Annotated in this window: 24 protein-coding genes; 16 read left to right on the forward strand and 8 right to left on the reverse strand. The window is 62.8% G+C overall.

What is annotated here, in order from left to right; genetic code table 11:
• Positions 1 to 173: 173 nt before the first annotated feature.
• The 4 genes from QN222_RS01960 to QN222_RS01975 all read left to right on the forward strand — a co-directional run bounded on the left by QN222_RS01960 (position 174) and on the right by QN222_RS01975 (position 4,303).
• A complete protein-coding gene (locus tag QN222_RS01960) occupies positions 174 to 317 on the forward strand; it encodes a hypothetical protein (RefSeq protein ID WP_180937907.1) in 144 nt (47 codons plus the stop codon).
• Positions 318 to 1,094: 777 nt separating this feature from the next.
• Positions 1,095 to 2,093 carry an ABC transporter substrate-binding protein gene (locus QN222_RS01965; protein WP_283965648.1) on the forward strand — a complete coding sequence of 333 codons (999 nt, stop codon included), beginning with the start codon at positions 1,095 to 1,097 and terminating at the stop codon, positions 2,091 to 2,093.
• A 262-nt stretch (positions 2,094 to 2,355) separates the two neighbouring features.
• Positions 2,356 to 3,264, forward strand: coding sequence for a proline/glycine betaine ABC transporter permease (locus QN222_RS01970; RefSeq protein WP_283965647.1), 909 nt, complete (start codon positions 2,356 to 2,358; stop codon positions 3,262 to 3,264).
• On the forward strand, positions 3,257 to 4,303 hold the full coding sequence (locus tag QN222_RS01975) for a glycine betaine/L-proline ABC transporter ATP-binding protein (protein WP_283965646.1): 1,047 nt from the start codon (positions 3,257 to 3,259) through the stop codon (positions 4,301 to 4,303). Before QN222_RS01970 ends, QN222_RS01975 begins: the two co-directional genes overlap by 8 nt.
• Before the next feature lie 158 nt (positions 4,304 to 4,461).
• Here the strand turns inward: QN222_RS01975 and QN222_RS01980 are convergent, their stop codons facing one another.
• Entirely contained in the window at positions 4,462 to 4,887 is a 426-nt protein-coding gene (locus QN222_RS01980; RefSeq protein ID WP_283965645.1) for a 4-oxalocrotonate tautomerase family protein, read from the reverse strand.
• A gap of 105 nt (positions 4,888 to 4,992) precedes the next feature.
• Between QN222_RS01980 and QN222_RS01985 the strand changes: the two genes are divergently transcribed.
• Complete coding sequence (locus QN222_RS01985) at positions 4,993 to 5,859, forward strand: LysR substrate-binding domain-containing protein (RefSeq protein WP_284005193.1); 867 nt, start codon at positions 4,993 to 4,995, stop codon at positions 5,857 to 5,859.
• 33 nt (positions 5,860 to 5,892) lie between these two features.
• Here QN222_RS01985 and QN222_RS01990 read toward each other — a convergent pair whose 3' ends face one another.
• The gene (locus QN222_RS01990; RefSeq protein WP_283965891.1) at positions 5,893 to 7,527 is read right to left on the reverse strand and encodes an arylsulfatase; all 1,635 of its coding nucleotides are present in this window, start codon (positions 7,525 to 7,527) and stop codon (positions 5,893 to 5,895) included.
• Between the two features lie 323 nt (positions 7,528 to 7,850).
• On the opposite strand from QN222_RS01990, the gene bmt reads away from it, so the two are divergent.
• Both bmt and QN222_RS02000 read left to right on the forward strand, forming a co-directional pair.
• On the forward strand, positions 7,851 to 8,870 hold the full coding sequence (bmt, locus tag QN222_RS01995) for a betaine--homocysteine S-methyltransferase (RefSeq protein ID WP_283965890.1): 1,020 nt from the start codon (positions 7,851 to 7,853) through the stop codon (positions 8,868 to 8,870).
• A 213-nt stretch (positions 8,871 to 9,083) separates the two neighbouring features.
• Entirely contained in the window at positions 9,084 to 9,431 is a 348-nt protein-coding gene (locus QN222_RS02000; RefSeq protein WP_283965889.1) for a hypothetical protein, read from the forward strand.
• A gap of 231 nt (positions 9,432 to 9,662) precedes the next feature.
• On the opposite strand, the gene QN222_RS02005 is transcribed toward QN222_RS02000, so the two are convergent.
• The 5 genes from QN222_RS02005 to QN222_RS02025 all read right to left on the reverse strand — a co-directional run bounded on the left by QN222_RS02005 (position 9,663) and on the right by QN222_RS02025 (position 15,686).
• The gene (locus QN222_RS02005) at positions 9,663 to 11,663 is read right to left on the reverse strand and encodes a VWA domain-containing protein (protein ID WP_284005195.1); all 2,001 of its coding nucleotides are present in this window, start codon (positions 11,661 to 11,663) and stop codon (positions 9,663 to 9,665) included.
• A 2-nt stretch (positions 11,664 to 11,665) separates the two neighbouring features.
• Positions 11,666 to 12,193 (reverse strand): RNA polymerase sigma factor, encoded by a 528-nt coding sequence (locus QN222_RS02010; RefSeq protein ID WP_283965564.1) that lies wholly within the window; start codon positions 12,191 to 12,193, stop codon positions 11,666 to 11,668.
• Positions 12,194 to 12,268: 75 nt separating this feature from the next.
• The gene (locus tag QN222_RS02015; protein ID WP_283965563.1) at positions 12,269 to 13,036 is read right to left on the reverse strand and encodes a phosphodiester glycosidase family protein; all 768 of its coding nucleotides are present in this window, start codon (positions 13,034 to 13,036) and stop codon (positions 12,269 to 12,271) included.
• A gap of 269 nt (positions 13,037 to 13,305) precedes the next feature.
• A complete protein-coding gene (locus tag QN222_RS02020) occupies positions 13,306 to 14,004 on the reverse strand; it encodes a ferredoxin (RefSeq protein ID WP_283965562.1) in 699 nt (232 codons plus the stop codon).
• Positions 14,005 to 14,111: 107 nt separating this feature from the next.
• Complete coding sequence (locus tag QN222_RS02025) at positions 14,112 to 15,686, reverse strand: trimethylamine methyltransferase family protein (RefSeq protein ID WP_283965561.1); 1,575 nt, start codon at positions 15,684 to 15,686, stop codon at positions 14,112 to 14,114.
• 528 nt (positions 15,687 to 16,214) lie between these two features.
• On the opposite strand from QN222_RS02025, the gene QN222_RS02030 reads away from it, so the two are divergent.
• Positions 16,215 to 16,913 (forward strand): B12-binding domain-containing protein, encoded by a 699-nt coding sequence (locus QN222_RS02030; RefSeq protein ID WP_180937922.1) that lies wholly within the window; start codon positions 16,215 to 16,217, stop codon positions 16,911 to 16,913.
• 115 nt (positions 16,914 to 17,028) lie between these two features.
• On the opposite strand, the gene QN222_RS02035 is transcribed toward QN222_RS02030, so the two are convergent.
• Positions 17,029 to 17,187 carry an entericidin gene (locus QN222_RS02035; RefSeq protein ID WP_283965560.1) on the reverse strand — a complete coding sequence of 53 codons (159 nt, stop codon included), beginning with the start codon at positions 17,185 to 17,187 and terminating at the stop codon, positions 17,029 to 17,031.
• A 39-nt stretch (positions 17,188 to 17,226) separates the two neighbouring features.
• On the opposite strand from QN222_RS02035, the gene QN222_RS02040 reads away from it, so the two are divergent.
• The 8 genes from QN222_RS02040 to QN222_RS02075 all read left to right on the forward strand — a co-directional run bounded on the left by QN222_RS02040 (position 17,227) and on the right by QN222_RS02075 (position 22,854).
• A complete protein-coding gene (locus QN222_RS02040) occupies positions 17,227 to 17,847 on the forward strand; it encodes a DUF1638 domain-containing protein (RefSeq protein WP_283965559.1) in 621 nt (206 codons plus the stop codon).
• 286 nt (positions 17,848 to 18,133) lie between these two features.
• Positions 18,134 to 18,331, forward strand: a complete 198-nt coding sequence (locus QN222_RS02045; protein ID WP_283965558.1) for a hypothetical protein — start codon at positions 18,134 to 18,136, stop codon at positions 18,329 to 18,331.
• Between the two features lie 409 nt (positions 18,332 to 18,740).
• The gene (locus tag QN222_RS02050; protein ID WP_283965556.1) at positions 18,741 to 18,938 is read left to right on the forward strand and encodes a hypothetical protein; all 198 of its coding nucleotides are present in this window, start codon (positions 18,741 to 18,743) and stop codon (positions 18,936 to 18,938) included.
• A 523-nt stretch (positions 18,939 to 19,461) separates the two neighbouring features.
• Complete coding sequence (locus QN222_RS02055; protein WP_037423594.1) at positions 19,462 to 19,764, forward strand: virulence factor; 303 nt, start codon at positions 19,462 to 19,464, stop codon at positions 19,762 to 19,764.
• Positions 19,757 to 20,344 (forward strand): methylenetetrahydrofolate reductase C-terminal domain-containing protein, encoded by a 588-nt coding sequence (locus QN222_RS02060; protein ID WP_283965555.1) that lies wholly within the window; start codon positions 19,757 to 19,759, stop codon positions 20,342 to 20,344. The genes QN222_RS02055 and QN222_RS02060 overlap by 8 nt, the downstream gene beginning before the upstream one ends.
• On the forward strand, positions 20,341 to 21,432 hold the full coding sequence (locus tag QN222_RS02065) for a methylenetetrahydrofolate reductase (RefSeq protein ID WP_283965554.1): 1,092 nt from the start codon (positions 20,341 to 20,343) through the stop codon (positions 21,430 to 21,432). Before QN222_RS02060 ends, QN222_RS02065 begins: the two co-directional genes overlap by 4 nt.
• A gap of 121 nt (positions 21,433 to 21,553) precedes the next feature.
• Positions 21,554 to 22,516, forward strand: coding sequence for a methyltetrahydrofolate cobalamin methyltransferase (locus tag QN222_RS02070; protein ID WP_180937929.1), 963 nt, complete (start codon positions 21,554 to 21,556; stop codon positions 22,514 to 22,516).
• 2 nt (positions 22,517 to 22,518) lie between these two features.
• Entirely contained in the window at positions 22,519 to 22,854 is a 336-nt protein-coding gene (locus tag QN222_RS02075; protein WP_284005196.1) for a hypothetical protein, read from the forward strand.
• Positions 22,855 to 22,868 lie beyond the last annotated feature (14 nt).

The following is a 22,868-nucleotide window of genomic DNA, read 5'->3' on the forward strand; positions in this document are numbered from 1 at the left end:
CGCAGTCACGGCCCGTTTCGGACGCTAATGAAGCTTGTTCGAAATTGCGACGGGACTAGCGGAATTGCGACATGCGATGGCGACATTGGCATTTAAATTCCACCCGCTCGCGCCTATATCGACGCCATCGAAACAACCCCGGGCGAGACCCGGACTCCCAAGGTAGAAAAGCCATGCTGTTCGTCTTCAGCAAACCCAATTTCGTTCAGATTGCCTGGAATTCCAAGGCGCCGTCTAGCCAGTCCCGCGTGCGCAATGTCGAGATGGATGCACCTCGCGGCCCGCTCGGCTTCATCCGGACGTCCAACATCGGATGATCAGGCGCTCTCCCGCTTCAAGCCGCTCCTTTCGGGGCGGCTTTTTGTTGGTTGATTTACTGGCGAATGGGTCCACAACGCGAAAGCCGCACCCGACCTCCTGCGAGGGGATGCGGCCGCCAAAATAACGCATGGTCTTTCCGGCATATAACACACCGGAAATCGCTGCACTCTTCCCGTCCCGGCACTGCTCAGAACGCGGGATCTCCAGGTCCGGTACGCAACACCTGATCCGGACCTGCGGCAGTCGCCCGCCGCAGGCAAACAATTAGCCTGACATCGTTACCGGATGGTTATTGATGGCTTAAGCAATGGTGAATCGCGGATTTTTTTGATTTTTTTCGCGACATCCTCGGGCGGAGATCCGGACGCAATCGCGACAGGAAACGTCCCGATTGAAACAGGCTCGGGTGAGACGCAACTCGCCGAGCCGCATTTTGCGGCAGTTTTGTCGTAAATGCTCAAATTTGTGGCCAAACCGGCAAGAAACAGCGCGAACGACGGCGGCGCCTTTCGACATGCCAATCTGATTGATGAGGTTGATTTATCTTCGGGAATACTTAGGCTTGCCACAGCGGTGAAGAGGAGATCCGGCCGGCGACAGGGTTCCGCGGCCAGGATTGGAAAGAACTCCCACGCTGCAGCAGCGGGGGCATGATTTTGGCCTTCCGATGTCGAACCTCAGGCTGCTCACTGGATAATCAGGTGTCTGCACGGCAGTAACCCTTGCGGCACCTTCGATCGTTGGCTGCACAAAGACTGGGAGGTCTTGCAAACATGAAGAAGCTCCTCGCGTCCACCTTTCTTGCCGTGGGCCTTTATGCCGTCGCGGGCTCGGCGCAAGCCGCGGAATGCGGCGAAGTCAGCATTGCCGAAATGAACTGGGCCTCGGCGGGCGTCGCCGCCCATGTCGACAAGTTCATCCTCGAAAACGGATATGGCTGCACCGTGGAACTCGTCACCGGCGACACGATGCCGACCTTCGCCTCCATGAATGAGAAGGCGCAGCCCGACATGGCGCCGGAACTCTGGGTCAACGCCGTGCGCACGCCGCTCGACGCAGCGATCAAGGAAGGCCGCCTTATCCAGGCCGCGCCTCTGCTGAGTGAAGGCGGCGTCGAGGGCTGGTGGATACCGAAGTTCCTCGCCGATGCACACCCCGACATCAAGACCGTGCAGGACGCTCTCAAACATCCGGATCTGTTCCCGGCACCGGAAGACCCGTCCAGGGGCGCAATCCACAACTGCCCCTCCGGGTGGAACTGTCAGGTCTCGACCGCCAATCTCTTCAAGGCGCTGGAAGCCGACAAAGCCGGCTTCGAACTGGTCGATACCGGCTCGGCCGCCGGCCTCGACGGCTCCATTGCCAACGCCTTCGAGAAGAAGACCGGCTGGCTGGGCTACTATTGGGCCCCGACCGCCATTCTCGGCAAATACGAAATGACCCGCCTCTCCTTCGGCGTCGACCATGACAAGAAGGAGTGGGACGCCTGCACCGCCGTTCCCGATTGCCCGACCCCGAAGGTCAATTCCTATCCGGTCTCGGACGTCTACACGGTCGTGACGAAGTCTTTCGCGGAAAAGGCCGGCGTCGCCATGGACTACGTCAAGGTACGCAAGTGGGATAACGGCACGGTCAACAAGGTTCTGGCCTGGATGGACCAGAACCAGGGCACCAACGAGGACGCGGCCAAGCACTTCCTGGAAGAGTTTCCCGAGATGTGGACGCAGTGGGTCGGCCCCGAGGTGGCCGAGAAGGTCAAGTCAGCCCTCTGACAAGGTAGGTCGCAGTGGACGGCTGCCGGACTTCCGGCCGCCGCGTCCCGCGCCTCGGCAAGCAATTGCCCGCTGATTGAGCTAACAGCGGCGAAGTGCTTGCTCTAACGTCGCAAACAGTAAAGCGGGACCGTCGTTCCGCTGTCACATTTCTCGCGCCGGGACACGTAAGAGGTCACGAGCAAGTCTGCGCAGGGCGACCGCATGCGGTCGTTTCAAGACGCAGCCGGCGGCATAAGACTTCCGGCCGGAAGGGGGAAAAATGGCTATCTGCAGTTTCTTGCCGGAACTGCTTTGCAAGTTCCCGGCCATCGACGATGGCACTATCCGCATGGCGCGCAAGAGCGTCGACGACGGATTCAAGGGATTCGTGCGCAGCTACGGCGATGCGATCGACGCAGTGGTCCAACCATTGCAATGGTTTCTGAACTACCTGGAACGGGCCTTCGTCAGTTCGCCCTGGATCCTGATACTGATTATTATGGTTGCCATCGTCTATCTCGGCAGCCGTAACGTGAAGATCACCGTTGGCACGGCGTTGTCGATGGTGTTGATCGGGCTCGTCGGGCTCTGGAACGACACGATGATCACGCTCGCCATGGTTACGGTCTGTACGCTGATTTCGATCGTGATCGGCATCCCGATCGGCATCCTGATGGCCCGCTCCGACCGAGTGCAGGCCTTCGTCAATCCGATCCTCGACGTCATGCAGACGATGCCGAGCTTCGTCTATCTCATTCCGGTGGTGATGATCTTCGGCATCGGCAAGGTGCCCGGGCTGATCGCCGTCGTCATCTACGCCGTGCCACCAATGATCCGGCTTACCAACCTCGGCATCCGGCTCGTCGACAAGGAAGTGCTGGAGGCCGCCGACGCCTTCGGCTCATCCGCCTGGCAGAAACTGAAGAACGTGCAAATGCCACTGGCGCTGCCGACCATCATGGCCGGCATCAACCAGACGATCATGATGTCGCTGGCAATGGTCGTCGTCGCCTCGATGATCGGCGTCGGCGGGCTCGGCAAGAACGTGCTCCAGGCGATCGCCAACCAGTTCTTCACCGTCGGTTTCCTCAACGGCTTTGCCCTCGTCGGCATCGCCATCATTTTCGATCGTACCAGCCAGGCCTTCGGAAGGCGGCTGCAAAAGCACTCGGAGGTTATTCATGGCTAGTCACGCAATCGAGGTGAAGAACCTCTACAAGATCTTCGGCCCCCGCGGCGAAGACTACGTCGATGTCGTCAAGAAGGGCATGGGCAAGGCCGAACTCAACGAGAAGCACGGTCACGTGCTTGGCCTGCAGGACATCAATATCCTCATGCCCGGCGGCTGCATCACGGTGGTCATGGGACTTTCCGGTTCCGGCAAGTCGACGCTGATCCGCCATATCAACCGGCTGATCGATCCGACGGCGGGCGAAGTGCTCTATGACGGCACCGACGTCTGCAAGATGAACGAAAACGACCTTCGCCAATTCCGTCGCCACAAGACGGCAATGGTGTTCCAGAAGTTCGCGCTGCTGCCGCACCGCACTGTGCTCGAAAACACCGTATACGGCCTGGAGATCCAGGGTATCGAGCGGCGCGAAAGCGAAAAGCGGGCGCGCGGCTGGATCGAGCGCGTCGGCCTCAAGGGGTTCGAGAACCATTATCCGAACCAGCTTTCGGGCGGCATGCAGCAGCGCGTGGGCCTCGCCCGCGCGCTCACCAACGACGCCGACATCCTGCTGATGGACGAGGCGTATTCGGCGCTCGATCCGCTGATCCGCATGGACATGCAGACGGTGCTGCTCGACCTGCAGAAGGAACTGAAAAAGACGGTCGTCTTCATCACGCATGACCTCGACGAAGCGCTACGGCTCGGCGACAAGATCGCGATCCTGCGCGACGGCCGTGTCGTGCAGCAGGGTACCGGCCAGCAGATCGTGCTTTCGCCGGCGGACGACTACATCACCGCCTTCGTCAAGGAAGTGAACCGTGGCCGCGTCGTGCATGTCGAGACGATCATGCGGCCGCTCTCCGGCAATCCGGAAGGCGTGTCGCTGACGGTCGGTACGGTTCTCGAAGCGGCTGCGCGGACGATGACCGGCGCGCACGTCGCCACGGGCCACGTCGTCGATGAGAACGGGAGAGCGATCGGCGCGATCGACCTCCAGACGATCATCGCTGCCATGGTGACGCCGACGAGCCACACAGACCGCCAGGCGGCATAGGCAGGATCATATCGCACACAAATAGACAGGGCGCTCGCGGGAGCGCCCTTTTCCTACTCGGTTTGACCCGCTACGCAGCCGACTTGAGCTTGCTGCTACTGCATGATTCCTTAGATCGGAATCGATTTAAGGATAAAATCACGCAGCAATTCAAAGCGTTACAGCGACCTTTGCGCGTCTGAAAAGACGCGCGGCGCTGTAATGAAGCGGAACTCCTGCGTCTTGCCGCCATAGCCATAGGCTGCTGCTGAGACCTCGTGAACTAGCACATAGCTCTCCGGGTGGACCTTTCCGAGGAGCTTCCCGAAGCCGCCGTAGATCGCTTCGATGTAGTCGGCCATTTCCTGCTTGGTATTGGTGCCGTCGACGACCTTGATATCCAGCCAGAAGCTCTGGGTCTCCTGCGACGCGATCGACCTTCCGCCGGCAGACCAGTGCTGTGGGTCTACATAACCGACCACGACCGCGGTGACGGTTGGGTCCTTGCGCAGATGCGCTCGTGTCAGTTCGCTGACCTCTGCCGCGATCCTTGCAGACATTTCCGGGTCCGCACGACCGGTGACGGTGACGTTGATGATTGGCATGGCAAGCTCCTTCCGACTGCAGTTGTTCTTCAGGTTCAGCTTGCCATCACAGACACATCAAGAAAATCAAATTGTATTGGATAAATACTTCGATATCATCAAAGTATGAACGCCATCGATCCTGATCTCCTGCGCACCTTCCTCGCCTTCGCCGATGGCGGCTCGCTTGCCCGCGCCGCAGCGGCCGTCAATCGGTCCCCCTCCGCCGTGACGGCGCAGATGCAGCGCCTCGAAACGATGATCGGCGAACCGCTTCTGGCTCCGGCCGGGCGTGGGCGGGCGCTGACGCCGACCGGCGAGGAACTCGTGGATCACGCCCGCCGCATCCTCGACGCGCATCGCGATGCCTGGCTGAGCCTCCGGGGGGCGCGCGCCGACGGGCGGATCTCGCTCGGCAGCACGCAGGATTTCGCCGATACGACGCTGCCCGACCTCTTGCGCCGGTTCGCACGTTCGCATCCGCGGGTTCGCCTCGACCTCAGGATCGGCAGATCGAAGGAACTGACGACGGCCTTCGATCAGGGCCAGGTCGACATTCTGCTGACCATGCGACAGGCGCCTGCGGCCGACGAACTCTTCGTGCTGAAAGAGGAGATGATCTGGCTTTGTGCCGACAAAGGTCTGGCGACGGCTGACGCGGACGTGCCGCTCGCCGTGCTCGACCCGCCCTGCGGGTTTCGGGCAGCGGCAATCTCTGCACTCGAGGCGGCCGGGCGCCCCTTCCGGATCGCGGCGACGAGCCCGAGCCTGTCGGGCCTGCGTGCCGCCGTCATGAGCGGCATCGCCGTCACGACGCGCACGGCGCGGTTTCTGGGGCCGGGAATAGAGCCAGCACCCGCACATCTTGACCTGCCGCCCCTGCCCGCGGCCGAATTCAGCCTGCGTTTGCGTGCCCATACGGACAAGCCTGCTGCGGATCTCGCCGCTCTTCTGGCGGATGAACTGCCGAAAGACGATCCCGCCCGCCGATGACATGCGCCCGGTCCACGCAGGGCGACACCGTGCCTACTTACCCGATGACGATACGGAAAGCTTTGCCATCACCTCGTCGAGATTGAAGCTTGCCGGTTTTTGCCGGATCGGGAACTCCTTGAAGCTTTCGATCCATCTCGCAACGAGCGCCTGCGATGGCACCAGGATGAAGGCGCGCTCCGCCATCCACCTGTCATATTCGAAGGACTCGTTGCCGCGCTCGAACGGGTCGGCGCGCATGTTGAAGATCCAGGGGACGCGCAGATTGGTGAACTCCCTTTGCCAGACCCCGATACCGGTGTGCTCCTGGACCTTGAAGTTGACCTTCCAATCCAGGGCGCGAATTGCCACCAGTTCACCGTCGTCGTTCCAGTAGAGGAATTCCCGCCGCGGCGAATCCGTTACCTCGCCGCGGAAGAACGGCATGAGGTTGTAGCCGTCGAGATGAACCTTGAAGGTCTTGGCACCGGCCTGATAACCCGCCAGGCATTTGGCCACGATGTCCGGCTCGCCGGCAGCAGCGCAGAACGTTGGTATCAGGTCGTAGTGCGAGAACGGCTCGTTGTAGATGGTGCCGGGCTTGATGACTCCCGGCCAGCGAATGCACATCGGCACGCGGAAACCGCCTTCCCAATTGGTCGCCTTTTCGCCGCGAAACGGCGTTGTGCCGCCATCCGGCCAACTCATCACCTCGGCGCCGTTGTCGGTGGTGTAGATGACGATCGTGTTTTCGGTGACGCCGAGATCGTCGAGCTTCTTCAGCAATTGCCCGACGTGGCCGTCATGCTCCACCATGCCGTCAGGATAGAGCCCCTTGCCGGTCTTGCCTTGCGACTCGGGCTTCAGGTGGGTGAAGATATGCATGCGTGTTGAGTTGAAGTAGCAGAACCAGGGCTTCTGGGCGTTCTGCTGGCGGTCGATGAAATTCAACGCGGCCGCAAGGAATTCCTGGTCCACCGTTTCCATGCGTTTCTTCGTCAGCGCGCCCGTATCCTCGATCCGGCCGTCGGCATAAGAGTGGATCACGCCGCGCGGGCCGAAGCGTTTGCGGAATTCCGGGTTTTTCGGATAGTCGGGGTTTTCCGGCTCCTCCTCCGCATTCAAGTGGTAGAGATTGCCGAAGAACTCGTCGAAGCCGTGATTGGTCGGCAGAAATTCGTCCTTGTCGCCCAAATGGTTCTTGCCGAATTGGCCGGTCGCATAACCGAGCGCCTTGAGGAATTCCGCGACCGTCGGGTCCTCGGGCTGCAGGCCGACATCGGCGCCCGGCAGCCCCACCTTGGTCAAGCCGGTGCGGATCGGCGATTGCCCGGTGATGAAGGCCGCGCGGCCCGCCGTGCAGCTCTGTTCTCCATACCAGTCGGTGAACATCGCACCTTCATTGCCGATCCGGTCGATGTTCGGCGTCCGGTATCCCATCATGCCGCGGTGGTAGATGCTCGGATTGTACCAGCCGATATCGTCGCCCATGATCATGAGAATGTTCGGCTTGGTGCCACCGGCGGCCGGTTGCGCCGCCTGCTGTGCCCTGGCGGATGTCGCAAGACTGGGCGCGGACAGGGCGGCTGCGGCAAGCGCGGTCCCGGTCAGGAGCACGTCACGGCGGCTGAGCCCCTGCTCTGAGCGAGTATCGCCTTTGCCCTTTTCAGATGCTGACGTTTCCTGCATCGTTCAATCTCCCTGGGCTGAAGCACCCCGCCTCCAGGCCAAGGCGCCGCAAGTCGTCAAGCTGTGCGAATTTGAAACTGTGAGCGCGATGTCGGCACGCCACTGAGGCGCGCGCCAATCGGTCGGTTATGGAAGAGGAAACGGTCTCACCGCGCCGGTCACCGCACAAGTACGTAACGGTTACGGCCGCGTGAACGGACCGGTTGACGGCGCGAGTGGGGGTCGGATACCGACTTTTCCGGCATACTCCGGCAAAGTCTGTTGCAATCACATAAAGATATCTTTATATCTTGTTGCAAATTTCATTCAGCCGGGAAAAACCGATGTCTGCTTCCGCCAATGCCCTTTCCGATCTCCTTGCCCAGAAGGGCGTTCTGCTTGCCGACGGCGCGACCGGAACGTCGCTCTTTGCCATGGGGCTCGAAGCCGGCGAAGCGCCGGAGCTCTGGAACGAGGCCAAGCCGGAGAACATCACCAAGCTGCATCAGGATTTCGTCGATGCCGGTGCCGACATTATCCTCACCAACTCCTTCGGCGGCACGCGCCATCGCTTGAAGCTGCACCAGGCCGAGGACCGCGTCCATGCGCTGAACAAGCGCGCAGCCGAAATCGCCCGCGCCGTTGCCGACAGGGCCCCGCGCAAGGTCATCACCGCCGGCTCCGTCGGCCCGACCGGCGAACTCCTGATCCCGCTCGGCGCGCTTTCCTATGAGGATGCGGTTGCGGCCTTTGCCGAGCAAATCGAGGGCCTGAAGGCGGGCGGCGCGGAAGTCGCCTGGATCGAGACCATGTCCTCGCCGGACGAAATCCGCGCGGCGGCGGAAGCGGCCACCAAGGTCGGCCTGCCTTACGTCTATACCGGCTCGTTCGACACCGCCGGCAAGACGATGATGGGTCTTCACCCCAAGGACATTCACACCGTCGCCGGCGACATCGGCGAAGGCCCGGTCGCAGTCGGCGCCAATTGCGGTGTCGGCGCCTCCGACATCCTGTCGTCGCTGCTCGACATGACCGCGGCCGCCCCGGAGGCCACCGTCGTCGTCAAGGGCAATTGCGGCATTCCGGAATTCCGCGGCTCCGAGATCCATTATTCCGGCACCCCACCGCTGATGGCGGAATATGTGCGGCTGGCGGTCGACGCCGGCGCGAAGATCATCGGCGGCTGCTGCGGCACCTCCTGCAACCATCTTGCCGCGATGCGCCTCGCGCTCGATAATCACGCCAAGGGCGAACGCCCGACGCTCGACGCTATCGTCGAGAAGATCGGCCCCTTCCGCAACAAGACCGCCGCCGAAGGCGCCTCCGCACCGACCCGCGAACGCAGCGGTCGCCGCCGGGCCTGAGACAGACCGTGCGGAACGAGGCGATAAACGCTCCGGAGCGGAATGCGTGGAGCGTTTTTCTTTTGCCTGTCAGGCGAAAGAACCGGCGCCGCGACGTGCAGCACCCGTCACGAACACCGGCGTCGAACCCCAGCCTCCGTATTCTTCGCCTCGCTTGCAGACTCCTGGCGCCTGCCCTATCCCCAAGAGAGTTTCGATTCGAGGGGACGATTCATGAACGCCGGGCCAGCCGCCTTTCCGGACAGGGACACGACCGCCGCCAAGCTTTCGAGCTTCGGCGAGGCCGACCAGGCCTTCGTCAAGCTGCTGATGGAAAACACCGAGCAGGACGAGAACCTGATGGAAGGCCTGCAGCGGTATCTGGACCTCGCCGCGGAGGCTCGCTTCCTGAACTCGCTGAAGCTTGAAAAGCTCGGCGAGTGGCTCGGCAACGAGGCGCCCTTCCGGCTGCAGATGCGCCTCATGGAGGCCGCGCGCTCCAGCCAGCATCCGGCCTACCAGGCGTTCCGGGTGGGGCTGGCGAAATCCGGGGGATTGCAACGGGCATTTCCGACGGCGTAGCAACTTCCATTCAGCAACAGGCTCCGGCTTCACTGACAGCGCTCCTTGCCCCTCACCCTGCCCTCTCCCCGCAAGCGGGGCGAGGGTGAGTCGCGCCCGCGGCTCGTGACTCACCCCTTCATCAGGTCTGACAGAGTGGCTTGAAATTTGGCGATGCCGGCGCGGCCTCGCCCTTCTCCCCGCCTGCGGGGAGAAGGTGCCGGCAGGCGGATGAGGGGCGGTTCCGCGGAGTCACTCGCCCGAAAGCCCCTTCGCCAGCCGCACCAGATTGACGAACTCGGCGCGATAACCGAAGGGGTCGTCCCCCTTGGCGCCTGCCGCGAGATCGGCGATCGCCGTGTAGGAATAGCCGGAAAGGGCTGAGTTCCCGACAAGCCTCTGGCCGAACGCCGCGACGGCGGTGGAGAATCGGACGTCCGTCGGGGCTTCGGCGAGCGACGGCACGGCATTCGCCTGCGTGACCGGAGTGGTGATCAACTCGCTCTTGTCGCCATCCGGCTTCTTGTAGCGCATCTTGAGATAGGCGAGTTCCCCCGAATGCGCTGTCGCATCCGCTGCCGGCTTTTCCGCCGTCGCATAGCGCAGGTCGTCGTTGAGGACCGCCGGGCTTCCCTTCGGCGTCACCTCGTAGATGGCGGTGACGCTGTGGCCCGAGCCGATATCGCCGGCATCCACCCGGTCGTTGCTGAAATCCTCGCGTTTCAGCGCCCGGGTCTCGTAGCCGATCAGGCGGTATTCGGCGATTGCCGCCGGATTGAACTCGACCTGCAGCTTGACGTCCTTGGCGATCGGGAAGAGCGACGAGCCTGCCTCCTCGACCAATGTCTTCTGGGCCTCCGCAAGCGTATCGATGTAGGCGGCAACGCCGTTGCCGTTCTGGGCGATCGCCTGCATCAGCGCGTCGTTGTAGTTGCCGCGGCCGAAGCCGAGCACCGAGAGGAAGACGCCGCTCCTGCGCTTTTCCTGGACCAGCCGCTTCAACTCCTCGTCGCTCGACGGGCCGACATTGAAGTCGCCGTCGGTCGCCAGCAGGATGCGGTTGACGCCGTCCATGACGCGAGCCTTTTCGGCCAGCTGATAGGCGGCTTCGATGCCGGCAGCGCCGGCCGTCGAGCCGCCGGGCATCAGCGTATCGATCGCCGCCAGGATCTTCGCCTTGTCCTTGACCGCCGTCGGCTCGAGCACGGTGCCGGCATTGCCGGCATAGGTGACGATCGACACCGTGTCTTCCGGCTTCAGCTTGTCCACCAGCAGCCGGAAAGCATTCTTCAACAGCGGCAGCTTGTCCGACTCATCCATGGAACCCGAAACGTCGATGAGGAACACGAGGTTGGCCTTCGGCGCCTCCGCCGGCACGACCTCATAGCCCTTGATCGCCACATGCATCAGGCGCGTGCCCGCGTTCCAAGGGGTCGGCGTGACGGTGACCGTCGCCTTGAACGGTTCCGCGGCCGAGGTCGGTCGCGGCCAGTCGTAGGGGAAATAATTGACCATTTCCTCGACCCGCACGGCCTCGGGATTGGGCATCTCGCCTGCCATCAGCGAGCGGCGGACGAACGAATAGGAGGCCGTGTCGACATCGGCGGAGAAGGTCGAGACCGGCTCGGTCGCCACGCTCTTCACCGGATTGGCATCGGCGTTGCCAAAACGCTCGCGATTTTCGACCGGCGGCGGAAGAACGTCGCCCGGTGTCGCCGGTGCCGGTATGATCTCCATGCGTCCCCGCGCCGCAAAGCCGACCGTCCCACCGAGCGTACTCATGGGTGCCGCCGCATCGGCGGCCGTTGGGCTCGCCATCGCGTCGGCTTCCGCGGCCGCCGGCGCCTCGCTTTTCACCTCTTCCGCAATTTTCGCAGCGGCCTGCGCCGGCTGCGACCGGGCAAGCGGCGCGGCGTTGTCGGCGACCGGCTTCGGTTCAGACTTCGCGGCGAACTCGGTTTCTTGTGTGGACGGCGCGTTGCTGCCGACGAATTCCAGCGTCAGGAAGGCAGCGGCGGGCACGACGATAAGTGTTGCCAGCGCCGATCCGGCAAGCAGTTTCCGGTTCATGATGGGGCTCCATATCCGGTTGAGGATGGAGCTTGGACGACCGGGCGTTGCTGTTCCTTGGGCGACGCTCGAATTTTCCGCCGTGTCAAAGGCTTCCATAGCCGCGGCAAGCGCGCGCGCCCGCGCCTCGCTCGAAGGTGTCGGCGGCAGCTTTCCGGCAAGCGTTTCGAAATCGTCGGTCATGATCACACAGCCTCCTTGCCGAGCATGGTCCGCAGACGCTTGCGCGCCTCATGGACATGCCAGGAAACGGTTGCTTCCGAGCAGCCAAGCACGTCTGCCGCCGCGGCGTGGCTCAGGCCCTCGGCGTAGACGAGCAGGACGGCATCGCATTGTTTCTCCGGCAGCGCCCGAACTGCCGTCCAGAGCGCTTCCTGCCGGTCCTCGTCCCCTCCGTCCGGTGTGCCCTGGGCCGCTTGATCCGACGCATAGGCTGCAATCTTGCGCTCGTCGCGCACGCGACGGCGGCGGTGGTCGCGCGCGGCATTGAGCGTCAGCGTGTAGAGCCAGGTTCGGAAGCGGCTGGTGCCACGAAAGCCGCGGATCGAGGAACCGAGCCGAATGCAGACATCCTGCGCGATATCCTCCGCGTCGGTCACGTTACCGGCCCAGCGCCAGGCAACAGCGTGGACGAAATCATAGTGGCGCTCGACCAGGAGGCTGAACGCCTCCCTGTCGCCCCTCACCGCCCTTTCAACGAGTTCCGCGTCCAAGTCCGTGCCCGCTTTTGACCTGTTTACCCGTTAGACGTCCGCTAGTAGCCGTTCCTTGGGGGCCACCCAAAAAAATTATTGCGGGAACGAAGCGACGACGGCGATGATCGGCCCGAGCGGAAACAGCCGGTCGTGGCGGTTGATCTCCGGCGCATAGAGGCTGGAAATCGTGCCATCGAGAAAGAGCGCATTCGGGCAGCCGAGCGCGTCGCGAAACAGCGTCGCAAAATCATGAAAGCGCACCGGCCGTTTCGACACCGCGAAGACGACCTCACCCGAAGTCGTCACGCCGACGCCGTTGCGGGTCTTGAAACTGTCGCTGTTCGGCAGGAAGCGCGGATGGAGCGCCCCGTCGATCACCAGCACCGGGCCGGACTGTGTCGCAAAGCGCGGCTTGATGCCAGCGGCGCGATAGGCCTCCGCCGCCATCACCCGGGCCTTGCCATCCCCGACATAAAAGACGCCGTTCGGCAACAGGTGGAAATTGCCCCAGCCGGAATTGGTGTTGAGCGGCGCCTGCTCCACACCCTCTTCCACATGCAGGCCGACCGGTGACAAGTCCTCGTGGTACATGCCGCCATTCATCGCGAAGACGAGATATTCGTCATGGTGGTGCAGTTCGAGCGACAGCGCCTTGAAGGACTTGAAGGGCACGCCCGCCTGATCCTTGTTGTAGAGGCGGATGTCGCTCGCCGCGGGGTCGAAGGAGCAGACGATGTAGTCCTGACCGAAGTGGGTGACGCTACGGCAGGCGGCGTCTATGGGTCCGGCCAGTGCCGGCTCGGCAAAACCCGCCGTGAGAATGGCAGCACCGACAAGGAAGGCTTTCGGAAACGACGGCATGATTTGCGACTCGCAGCGGATCGTGACACGTAACATCGCATGGATTGCGGCGAAAATTGATGCTTGCGTTGGCGATCCCGGAAAGCCCCTCATCCACCTGCCGGCACCTTCTCCCCGCAAGCGGGGCGAAGGGACTCGCCGCGCCCCTCGGCCAGCTAGCCGAACTGGAAGAGGGGACGCGCGGCGCCCCCTCTTATGTCGCCTCTCCCTGCCCGCGGGGAGAGGGTTAGTCCTCGGGTTAAACCCGAGGAGAGGGGCAATCAGTTCGGCTACAAACTCAGCGCCGCCATATGGAAACGCAGTTGCTGAGCCGGATAGCGGTAACCCCGCCCGACAGGACAGGCATCGCGCGAAAGACAGCCAAGAGCGAGGCATCCGCCCACCTGCCCCTCTGATCTCAGATGCGCGCGGCAGCGGCCGACATCGAACGTTCCGGAGGCCAAAGCGTCGGCAGGACAGGTCGAGATGCACGGCTTTTCCACACAGGCATCGCAAGGATGGGCGGCTGAGACTTTGCCTGTCCGCGGCAACACCCGATCAAAACCGAGCGCGCCGCGATAGCCGTGCCACAATCCGTAGTGCGGATGAATGAGGATGCCGAGCGGAGAAGCCTGCAGCCCCTCCGCCCGCATCGCCCATTGCTGAAAGGGTTGCCAGGGCGGATCGGAGGGGAAATAGACCGTCGCGCCCGCCGCCTCGCCGATCGGGCGGATCACCTGTTTCGACCAATTGTCGAGCGGATCGGCACCGCCGCGGTCCGGTTCACGCTCGCGCCAACACGAAAACGATTCCCACAGCGAGCCGCCGATATTGCCGATGAGCACGACGCTCGCGGCGGGCGTGCCGTCCGCAAGCGTCGGAGCGGCCTCGCCCGCAGGAAAATTCACCGTGCCGCGCAAAAAAAGACCGTGCGTCGCGAGCGTCGCACGGATCGTTTCAAGCAGTTCGTCAGCCGAAGGGACCGTCATTTCGGTTTCGGCCCCTGTAGTTCGTAATGCGGGCGCCAGACCTCCTTCTGGATCATGTCGGCCACCTGCGCCGCGCCGCCTTGCTCCCTGGCTCGCTCGGGAGCCTTTCAGGTGAAGGCGTCCGGCATCGAGTCCTTGCGCTTGGCAATGTACTCCTTCAGAGCGTCGTCGATCGCCGGATCGAGGTACGGTGCCTCATAGTGTTCGAGCCAGCTGCGGGCGAGCGCATTGGCGCGCTGCTCGATACGCTTTTCGCCCTCGATTTCCCACTGTTCGAAGGAATTGTTGTCGGCGAGCGGAGAGCGGTAGAAGGCGGTCTGGAAGTTCGCCTGTGTGTGCGCGCAGCCGAGATAATGACTGCCCGGACCGACCTCGCGGATGGCGTCGAGCGCCTGGGCGTTTTCGGAGAGGTCCACGCCTTCGGCCATCTTCTGCATCATGCCGAGCTGGTCCTGGTCGATCATGAACTTCTCGTAGGACGAGACGAGACCGCCTTCGAGCCAGCCGGCCGCGTGCAGCACGAAGTTGGTTCCGGCAAGCAGCGTCATGTTGAGCGTGTTCGCAGACTCATGCGCGGCCTGCGCATCGGGAACCTTGGAGCCGCAGAGCGAACCGCCTGTACGGAACGGCAGGCCGAGGCGGCGGGCAAGCTGCGCAGCGCCGTAGGAAACCAGGGACGGCTCCGGCGTGCCGAAGGTCGGCGCACCCGACTGCATCGAGATCGACGCGGCAAATGTGCCGAAGAGCACCGGCGCGCCCTTGCGGATGAGCTGGGTGAAGGAGGCGCCCGCAAGCACTTCGGCAAGGATCTGCGTCAGCGTGCCGGCGACGGTGACCGGGCTCATCGCGCCGGACAGGATGAACGGCGAAAGCACGCAGGCCTGGTTGTGGCGTGCATAGACCTTGAGCGCGCCCACCATGGTCTCGTCGAAAACCATCGGCGAGTTGGCGTTGATGAGGTTCAACGTCACTGTGTTCTTCTCGACGAAATCGTCACCGAAAACGATCTTCGCCATGGCGATCGTGTCTTCGGCGCGTTCCGGCGCCGTGACAGAGCCCATGAATGGTTTGTCGGAATATTTGATATGGCTGTAGACCATATCGAGATGGCGCTTGTTCACCGGAATGTCGACCGGCTCGCAGACGGTACCGCCGGACGAATGCATCGACGGCGCCATGTAGGCGAGCTTCACAAAATTGCGGAAGTCTTCGATCGTCGCATAACGGCGGTTGCCGTCGAGGTCGCGGACGAAGGGCGGGCCGTAGACCGGTGCAAAGATCGTTGCCTTGCCGCCGACATGCGCACTGCGCTCAGGATTGCGCGCATGCCAGGTGAAGTCCGACGGAGCGGTCTTCAGAAGTTCGCGGCAGAGCCCCTTCGGGAAATGGACGCGCTGGCCGCGCACGTCGGCGCCGGCTGCCTTCCAGAGATCGAGCGCTTCGGCGTCATCGCGAAATTCGATGCCGATTTCCTCGAGCACGGTGTCGGCGTTGCGCTCGATGAGCTGCAGGCCTTCCTCGTCGAGCACTTCGTATTCGCGAATCCTGCGCTGGATATAGGGCAGAGACGGTCCCGGGCCGCCGCCGGTGCGGGATGCACGGCGCGCCGCCGCTCCCCGTCCCTCGCCACGCGCACGGCGTCCGCCGCCTTCAACCGCGCCTTGATCTGTCACGTCGCTCATTCGCTCATTCCTCTCCCGCCGCGCCTTTCTGGCTCTCCAAGGGACGCGGCAACGCTTTGATTAAGTGGCGCATATTCCTTCCGAAGGTCGAGACCGATCGTCGAAACCATGCACCGGGATCGATTTTGAGCTAATGCTACCAAGCCGCCGAACCGGTACGGGTCTCAATGCGCCAACGCGTGGCGCATCTCAGACACTCAACCTTGAGATCCGTCAAGGACCGACAGGGCCCAAGAATGGTCGCCACGCACAACAAAAAACTCGTCCGAAGCCAATGTCGCCAAATGTAACATCTTGAACTGTTGCAGAATTTTACCGGGCACCCGATTCCGAATGCGGCTTTAATGCAGTAGGACTATGAAAGCGCGGGCGAACCGGCAGCGCCGTCGCTTTTCATCATATGCGACGTCGCTTTCAAAAAGAGATTTTTAGGTTTGGACCGCTAAGGATGGGCAACGCGTCCGGATCGTGCCCGACCGAGCCAGATCACCGCGAAGACTACCGTGCCAGGAACCGAGGAACCCTAATATGGCAGACGATGAAATCATTCTCGCGGACCTTTCCGACGAGGAACTCGTGCAGCAGATGCATGACGACCTTTACGACGGTCTCAAGGAGGAAATCGAGGAAGGGACGCGAATCCTCCTCGAACGGGGCTGGACGCCCTACGACATCCTGACCCAGGCGCTCGTCGAGGGCATGCGCATCGTCGGTATCGACTTCCGCGACGGCATTCTCTTCGTGCCGGAAGTTCTGCTTTCGGCCAATGCGATGAAGGCCGGCATGTTCATCCTCCGTCCTCTGCTTGCCGAAACCGGAGCGCCGAAGCTTGGCAAGATGGTCATTGGCACCGTCAAGGGCGATATCCACGACATCGGCAAGAACCTCGTCGGCATGATGATGGAAGGCGCGGGCTTCGATGTCGTCGACCTCGGCATCAACAACCCCGTCGAGAACTATCTGGAAGCGATCGAGCGCGAGCAGCCGGATATCCTCGGCATGTCCGCCCTGCTGACGACCACCATGCCGTACATGAAGGTCGTTATCGACACGATGAAGGAAAAGGGCATGCGCGACGATTACGTCGTCCTCGTCGGCGGCGCGCCGCTCAACGAGGAGTTCGGCAAGGCCGTCGGCGCAGACGCCTATTGCCGTGATGCCGCCGTCGCCGTCGAGACTGCCAAGGACTTCATGAAGCGCAAGCACAACCGGCTTGCTGCCGGCTAAGCCTGGAAGCCTTTCAAGAAGAAAGCCGGCTGCGCGGGATGAAAACGGCAGCCGGCTTTCCTATTTCAGGGTGATGCGGGAGGGCGCGTAGGCATCCTTCCCGGCCATGGAGCCGTCAGTTGGCGGCCCTGGCAACCCGGTGGCCGGCCCCCTGGGTGGCGTTCACGGCGTTTGCAGTATCCTGCCCCATGCCGCGGATGGTATTGGCGCAGGAACTCAGCGTTGTCAGCGCCACCAGCACGGCGGCGATCGTCGCGAGAGTTTTTGTCGTCATGACAATGATTCCTTCATATTGCTGCAAGGCGGAATAAAGATGGAAAACAGACCGTCGGCAAGAGAACGTGCACAACCAAAGAAAGTTCACGTCATTGGTTGTGGAGCGATCGCGCGCGAAATCCTTGCGATCTGCGAGGCCAATGGGCTCGATCACATCGATCTCCATTGCCTCCCCGCCATCTGGCACAACACCCCGGAAAAGATCACACCGGGCCTGCGCGAAGCGATCGCCCGGGCGCGTGAAGAGGGCTTCGAGCGGATCTTCATCGCCTATGCCGATTGCGGCACCGGCGGCCAGCTCGACCGGCTTTGCGAGGAGGAAGGCGTGACACGCATCCCCGGCCCGCACTGCTATTCCTTCTTCGCCGGCAACGCCGATTTCGCAAAGCGCTGGGACGACGATATCACCGCCTTCTTCCTCACCGACTTCCTCGCCCGCCAGTTCGAGGCCTTCGTCATCGAACCGCTCGGTCTCGACCGGCATCCGGAACTGCGCGACATGTATTTCGGCCACTACCACAAGCTCGTCTACCTCTCGCAGGTGGAGGACAAGGCGCTGCAGGAAAAAGCCCGCCGCGCCGCCGAGAGACTCGGCCTCGAATACGAATATCGCTTCACCGGCTACGGCGATCTGACCGGGTCGCTCATTGAGGCGTAACCGGTCAGCTGGGCACCCCCTGTGAACGGCCGTTCCCGGCGCGGAAGACTCCTGCAAACGCATTTTTGACGGCCCGCGTCACCATTAAGACGACAGCAACGTCTGCGTCGCCATGTCTGTTTCTGAGACACCACCATGCCCGCCGAAGCGTGCTAGCCGGAAACCCCCGGCCGATCGATGTCGCGGCTTCCTCGCGGCAACGGTACCATCAGTCGCTCAGGACTTGTGTTTGGAATGGCTTGCCACGCCGAATCGGGTAAACATCTGAGAAACTGGGGAGAACGCAATGTCACAAGAGCGCTATGAACTTGTTCTCGATCCGACCGACCATTGGACGGTGTGGGACAATGTGACCGGCGTGCCGGTTGTGTTTGGCGATCAAATCCTTGGAGGTCTCACCGAGGAAGAGGCAGAGGTCGCCCTGAGGGTGCTGGTGGAACTGGACCGGAATCGCGCAGCGACAGCCGTCGTGGACGCCGCTTAGCCAAAGGGAAAGGCCAAAAGCGCCTTTCGCCCGATCGGTGGACATTCTCCGGCCTAAACCTGCCCGCGCTACTGGGCACCTGCCCGCAAGACACGGTCTGTGGCACCTTCGACGGCAAGCCCGGTCTGCGTGCTGTCCTGGGCGAAACCGCGGACCGTGTTTGCGCAAGACGAAAGCGCGAGAAGGCCCAGGCACAACACTGCGATTACAGCTTTTGACATCGCCATCTCCGGAATGGACGGGTGATCCCCAATGAGATGATGCGGGCCGTCCCCAAATCAACCCCATCGCGAGGACATGGCGATCTTCCGGGCGCGTGACCGCTCCCACCTGCGCTGCGCCATGTTTTTGACCAGCAAGTGGCGGAACATTGCAGCATTCGCCATAGCCTCCATGATTGGAGAAGACCATGGACCGCAAACTTCTTTCCGTCGCGATTGCGACAGCTCTCCTGGCGGTCGCGGGATGCACGACCAGCCAAACCAATCAGACCAGCCAGAACACAGCCCCTCCTCCGCCAAGCCAGGCCGGCAGCGCCGGTTCCTCAGGAAGCGCCGGCTCCTCAGGAAGTGGCGGCATGGGCGGAGGCGGGAGCTCGGGCTACTGAGGTCGCCCGTGGCTCTATCGCATGCTTCCTTAAACCCAAGCCGGTTTCAGGATAAAAACATGCATCAATTCAAGGGGCTACAGCGTCCTTTGCGCGTCTCGCGAGGCGCGGCGCCGTAGGACCCGGCATCACTCTACGAGCGCCACGACGGCGAATACGAGGATTGCGACGATGATCGCCAGCACCACGATTGATAGCAAGTTCCCGTCACGCATGTTCAGAGCCTTCAGGCTCTAAACGAACGAGGCAATCCACTGTTCCGTGCGCAACAGCGTTCACTGCGACCGCCTCTTCCGCGCGACGCACGCGGTCGCGACAGCCCGCAAATCACCGCCGATCCTTTCCACGACCGGCTCGAAGCCGGTGTCGCCGAAAGCACCGCGGTGCACCGGTCGCGACGAATGCGCAGCACGCGGATACACGATTGGGGAGCGTCGTTTTTGGACATATCCGACGTCGTGGCAAGGTGAGCGACGGCGGATGGACATGCGCATTGTCGGGTCTAGAGGAGAACAGGAATCCCATGGCAGATCGCATCATTGTCTACTGGCGCGACATTCCCGCCCAGGTCATCATCAAACAGGGTCGCAAAAGCGCCAAACGCGAACTGTCGCTGCGCTTTACCGAGGCGATCGACATGTGCGCAATGCGCACCGGCGCGGCCGAGACCGACGACTACCTTGCCGAATGGCGCAAGGCCGATCCGGTTCCGGTTTCCGACGACCTGGAGGCGGAGGCCGACAAGGCGGCGGCGGAACTCGAAGCCGCCTACGACCGGGAGCGCCTGGTCGCGCTCGTCAAGGCCGGAGGCCGGGACAATGCCTGACCCGAAGGTCGTCACCGGCAATGCCCAGCCCGCCAAGAAGGCGGCGACCGGCGCCTATACCCCGACGAACGTCTCGCCGAGCCGCCGCTCGCGTCACAAATATACCGTGCGGCTCTGGGCCGTGCGCAATTCGCGCTTCCTCGAATGGTTCTACAACCGCTTCGCCGACATGTTCCTGATGCTTCATCCGCTGTGGAACGCCATTGGCTATGGCCGCGTTGAACGGCCGGTGACCTTTGTCGAGCGCCACGTCAAGGGCTTCCTCTTCGACTGTCGCATGTGCGGCCAATGCGCGCTGTCCTCGACCGGCATGTCCTGCCCGATGAACTGCCCGAAGCAACTGAGGAACGGGCCCTGCGGCGGCGTGCGCGCCAACGGCAACTGCGAGGTGGAGCCGGACATGCCCTGTGTCTGGGTGCAGGCCTGGAAGGGCTCGCAGAACATGGTGAAGGGTAAGGCGATCATGAATGTGCAGAAGCCGGTCAACCAGTCGCTGCGCGAAACATCGTCCTGGTTGCGGGTGACGGCGGAAGCCGCAGCCGCCCGCGAAGCAGCGAAGAAGGAAGGCCAGCAGCAATGAGCCCGGATATCAATCCTCACGATCCCGGCGCGCCGCTCGATCCCCTGCCCGGCCATTCCTCTCGCGGAAGGCTGGAGCGCGTGCTGCGCCGCGGCGAATTCGCCGTGACCGCCGAACTCAACCCGCCGGACAGCGCCAATCCCGAAGACGTCTACGAACGCGCCGCGATCTTCGACGGTTGGGTCGACGGCATCAACGCGGTCGACGCCTCCGGTGCCAATTGCCATATGTCTTCGGTTGGCATCTGCGCGCTCTTAACGCGCATGGGCTATTCGCCGATCATGCAGATCGCCTGCCGCGACAAGAACCGTATCGCCATCCAGGGCGATGTGCTCGGCGCATCCGCCATGGGCGTGCAGAACATCATGTGCCTGACCGGTGACGGCGTGCAGGCCGGCGACCAGCCCGGCGCCAAGCCCGTCTTCGACCTCGACTGCATGTCGCTGCTCGAGGCCGTTCGCATCATGCGCGACAATTCGAAGTTCCTGTCCGGCCGCAAGCTGACGACGCCGCCGCATGTCTTTTTGGGCGCCGCGATCAACCCCTTCGCGCCACCGTATGATTTCCGCCCGTACCGGCTCGCCAAGAAGATCGAGGCCGGCGCGCAGTTCGTCCAGAGCCAGTACTGCTTCGACGTGCCGATGTTCCGCGAATACATGAAGAAGGTGCGCGATCTCGGTCTGCACGAGAAGTGCTTCATCCTCGTCGGCGTCGGGCCGATGGCCTCGGCCAAGACCGCCCGCTGGATCCGCTCCAACGTGCCGGGCATCCACATTCCCGACAGCGTTATTACGCGCCTCGAAGGCGCGCAGGATCAAAAGAAGGAAGGCAAGCAGCTCTGCATCGATATCATCAACGAGGTGAAGGAGATCGAGGGCGTCTCGGGCGTCCACGTCATGGCCTACCGCCAAGAAGAATATGTCGCCGAGATCGTGCATGAATCTGGCGTCCTGAAGGGCCGCAAGCCCTGGAAACGCGAAAGCCAGCCGGGCGATGCGCTGGTTGCCGAGCGGCTCGAACACATCCGCGAGGGCATCGAGGAGAACCAGCAGAAGATGGCGGAGGCCGCGGCGCACCACCCGCATTAGGACGTCGGGAGCACTCCCCGTTGGATATCAGAGGAAAACCGGCGCTTCGGCCAGTCCAGCGCCTTACAAACAAAGACCGGGCCCATTACATAGCCCCACGCTCAGGATCAAAGGATCTTACATGACCCGCACCATCGTCGCTTCCGCCACCCGCGAGATCGTCATCGGCTTCGACCAGCCCTTCTGCGTCATCGGCGAACGCATCAACCCGACCGGCCGCAAGAAGCTCGCCGCCGAGATGATCGAAGGCAACTTCGAAACCGTCATCAAGGACGCGCTGGAACAGGTCGCTGCCGGCGCGACGATGCTCGACGTCAATGCGGGCGTCACCGCCGTCAACCCGAACGAGACCGAACCGCCGCTGCTCGTCAAGACGCTGGAGATCGTCCAGGGCCTCGTCGACGTGCCGCTCTCGATCGACAGCTCGGTCACCGCCGCGATCGAGGCGGGCCTGCGCGTCGCCAAGGGCCGGCCGCTGGTGAATTCGGTCACCGGCGAAGAGGAAAAGCTCGAAGCGATCCTGCCGCTCGTCAAGAAGTACGACGTCCCGGTGGTGGCGATCTCCAACGACGAGACCGGTATCTCCATGGACCCGGACGTCCGCTTCGCTGTCGCCAAGAAGATCGTCGAGCGCGCCATGGATCACGGCATCAAGCCGCACGACATCGTCGTCGACCCGCTCGTCATGCCGATCGGCGCTCTGGGCGATGCCGGCCGGCAGGTTTTCGCGTTGCTTCGTCGTCTGCGCGAGGAGCTGAAGGTCAACACCACCTGCGGCCTCTCCAACATCTCCTTCGGCCTGCCGCACCGCCACGGCATCAATGCCGGCTTCATCCCGATGGTGATCGGCGCCGGCATGACCTCGGCGATCATGAACCCCTGCCGCCCGCAGGAAATGGAGGCAGTGCGCGCCGCGAACGTCTTGAACGGCACCGACGCGAACTGCACCAACTGGATCATGACCTATCGCGACCACAAGCCGGCCGAAGGCGGCCAAGCCGTGGCTGCTGCTCAGCCAGCTGCCGGCGGCGGACGGCGTGGCGGCCGCGCCGCTCGCGCAGGTGCTGGCGCAAGGGCGGAATAACCATGGCAAAAGGCGCCTCCATCGTCAGGGATCTGACGGCACTCTGGTTCCAGGCACCAATGGTCATCGCGGCGCGCACGCAGGCAATGACCGTGGCCGCCATGACCGGCTCCGCGACCGACTACGTGGAGGCGAGCCGCATGGTGACGGAGAAGATGGCGGCGGCAGCCGAAAGCGTCATCGCCGCCAATGTGGCGCTGATCAAGGAAGGCATGGGCGCGGCCGCGGCGCTTGCGGGCGGCAAGCTGCCGGCGACCGGCCACAAGCGGGTGACGGCGGCCGTGCTGCGCCCTTACGCCAAGCGCGTGCGGGCCAACGCCCGCCGGCTCTCGAAGTAATCCGTGGCGAGGCA

This window comes from Sinorhizobium sp. 6-70, assembly GCF_030124375.1.
Classification (GTDB): Bacteria; Pseudomonadota; Alphaproteobacteria; order Rhizobiales; family Rhizobiaceae; genus Sinorhizobium.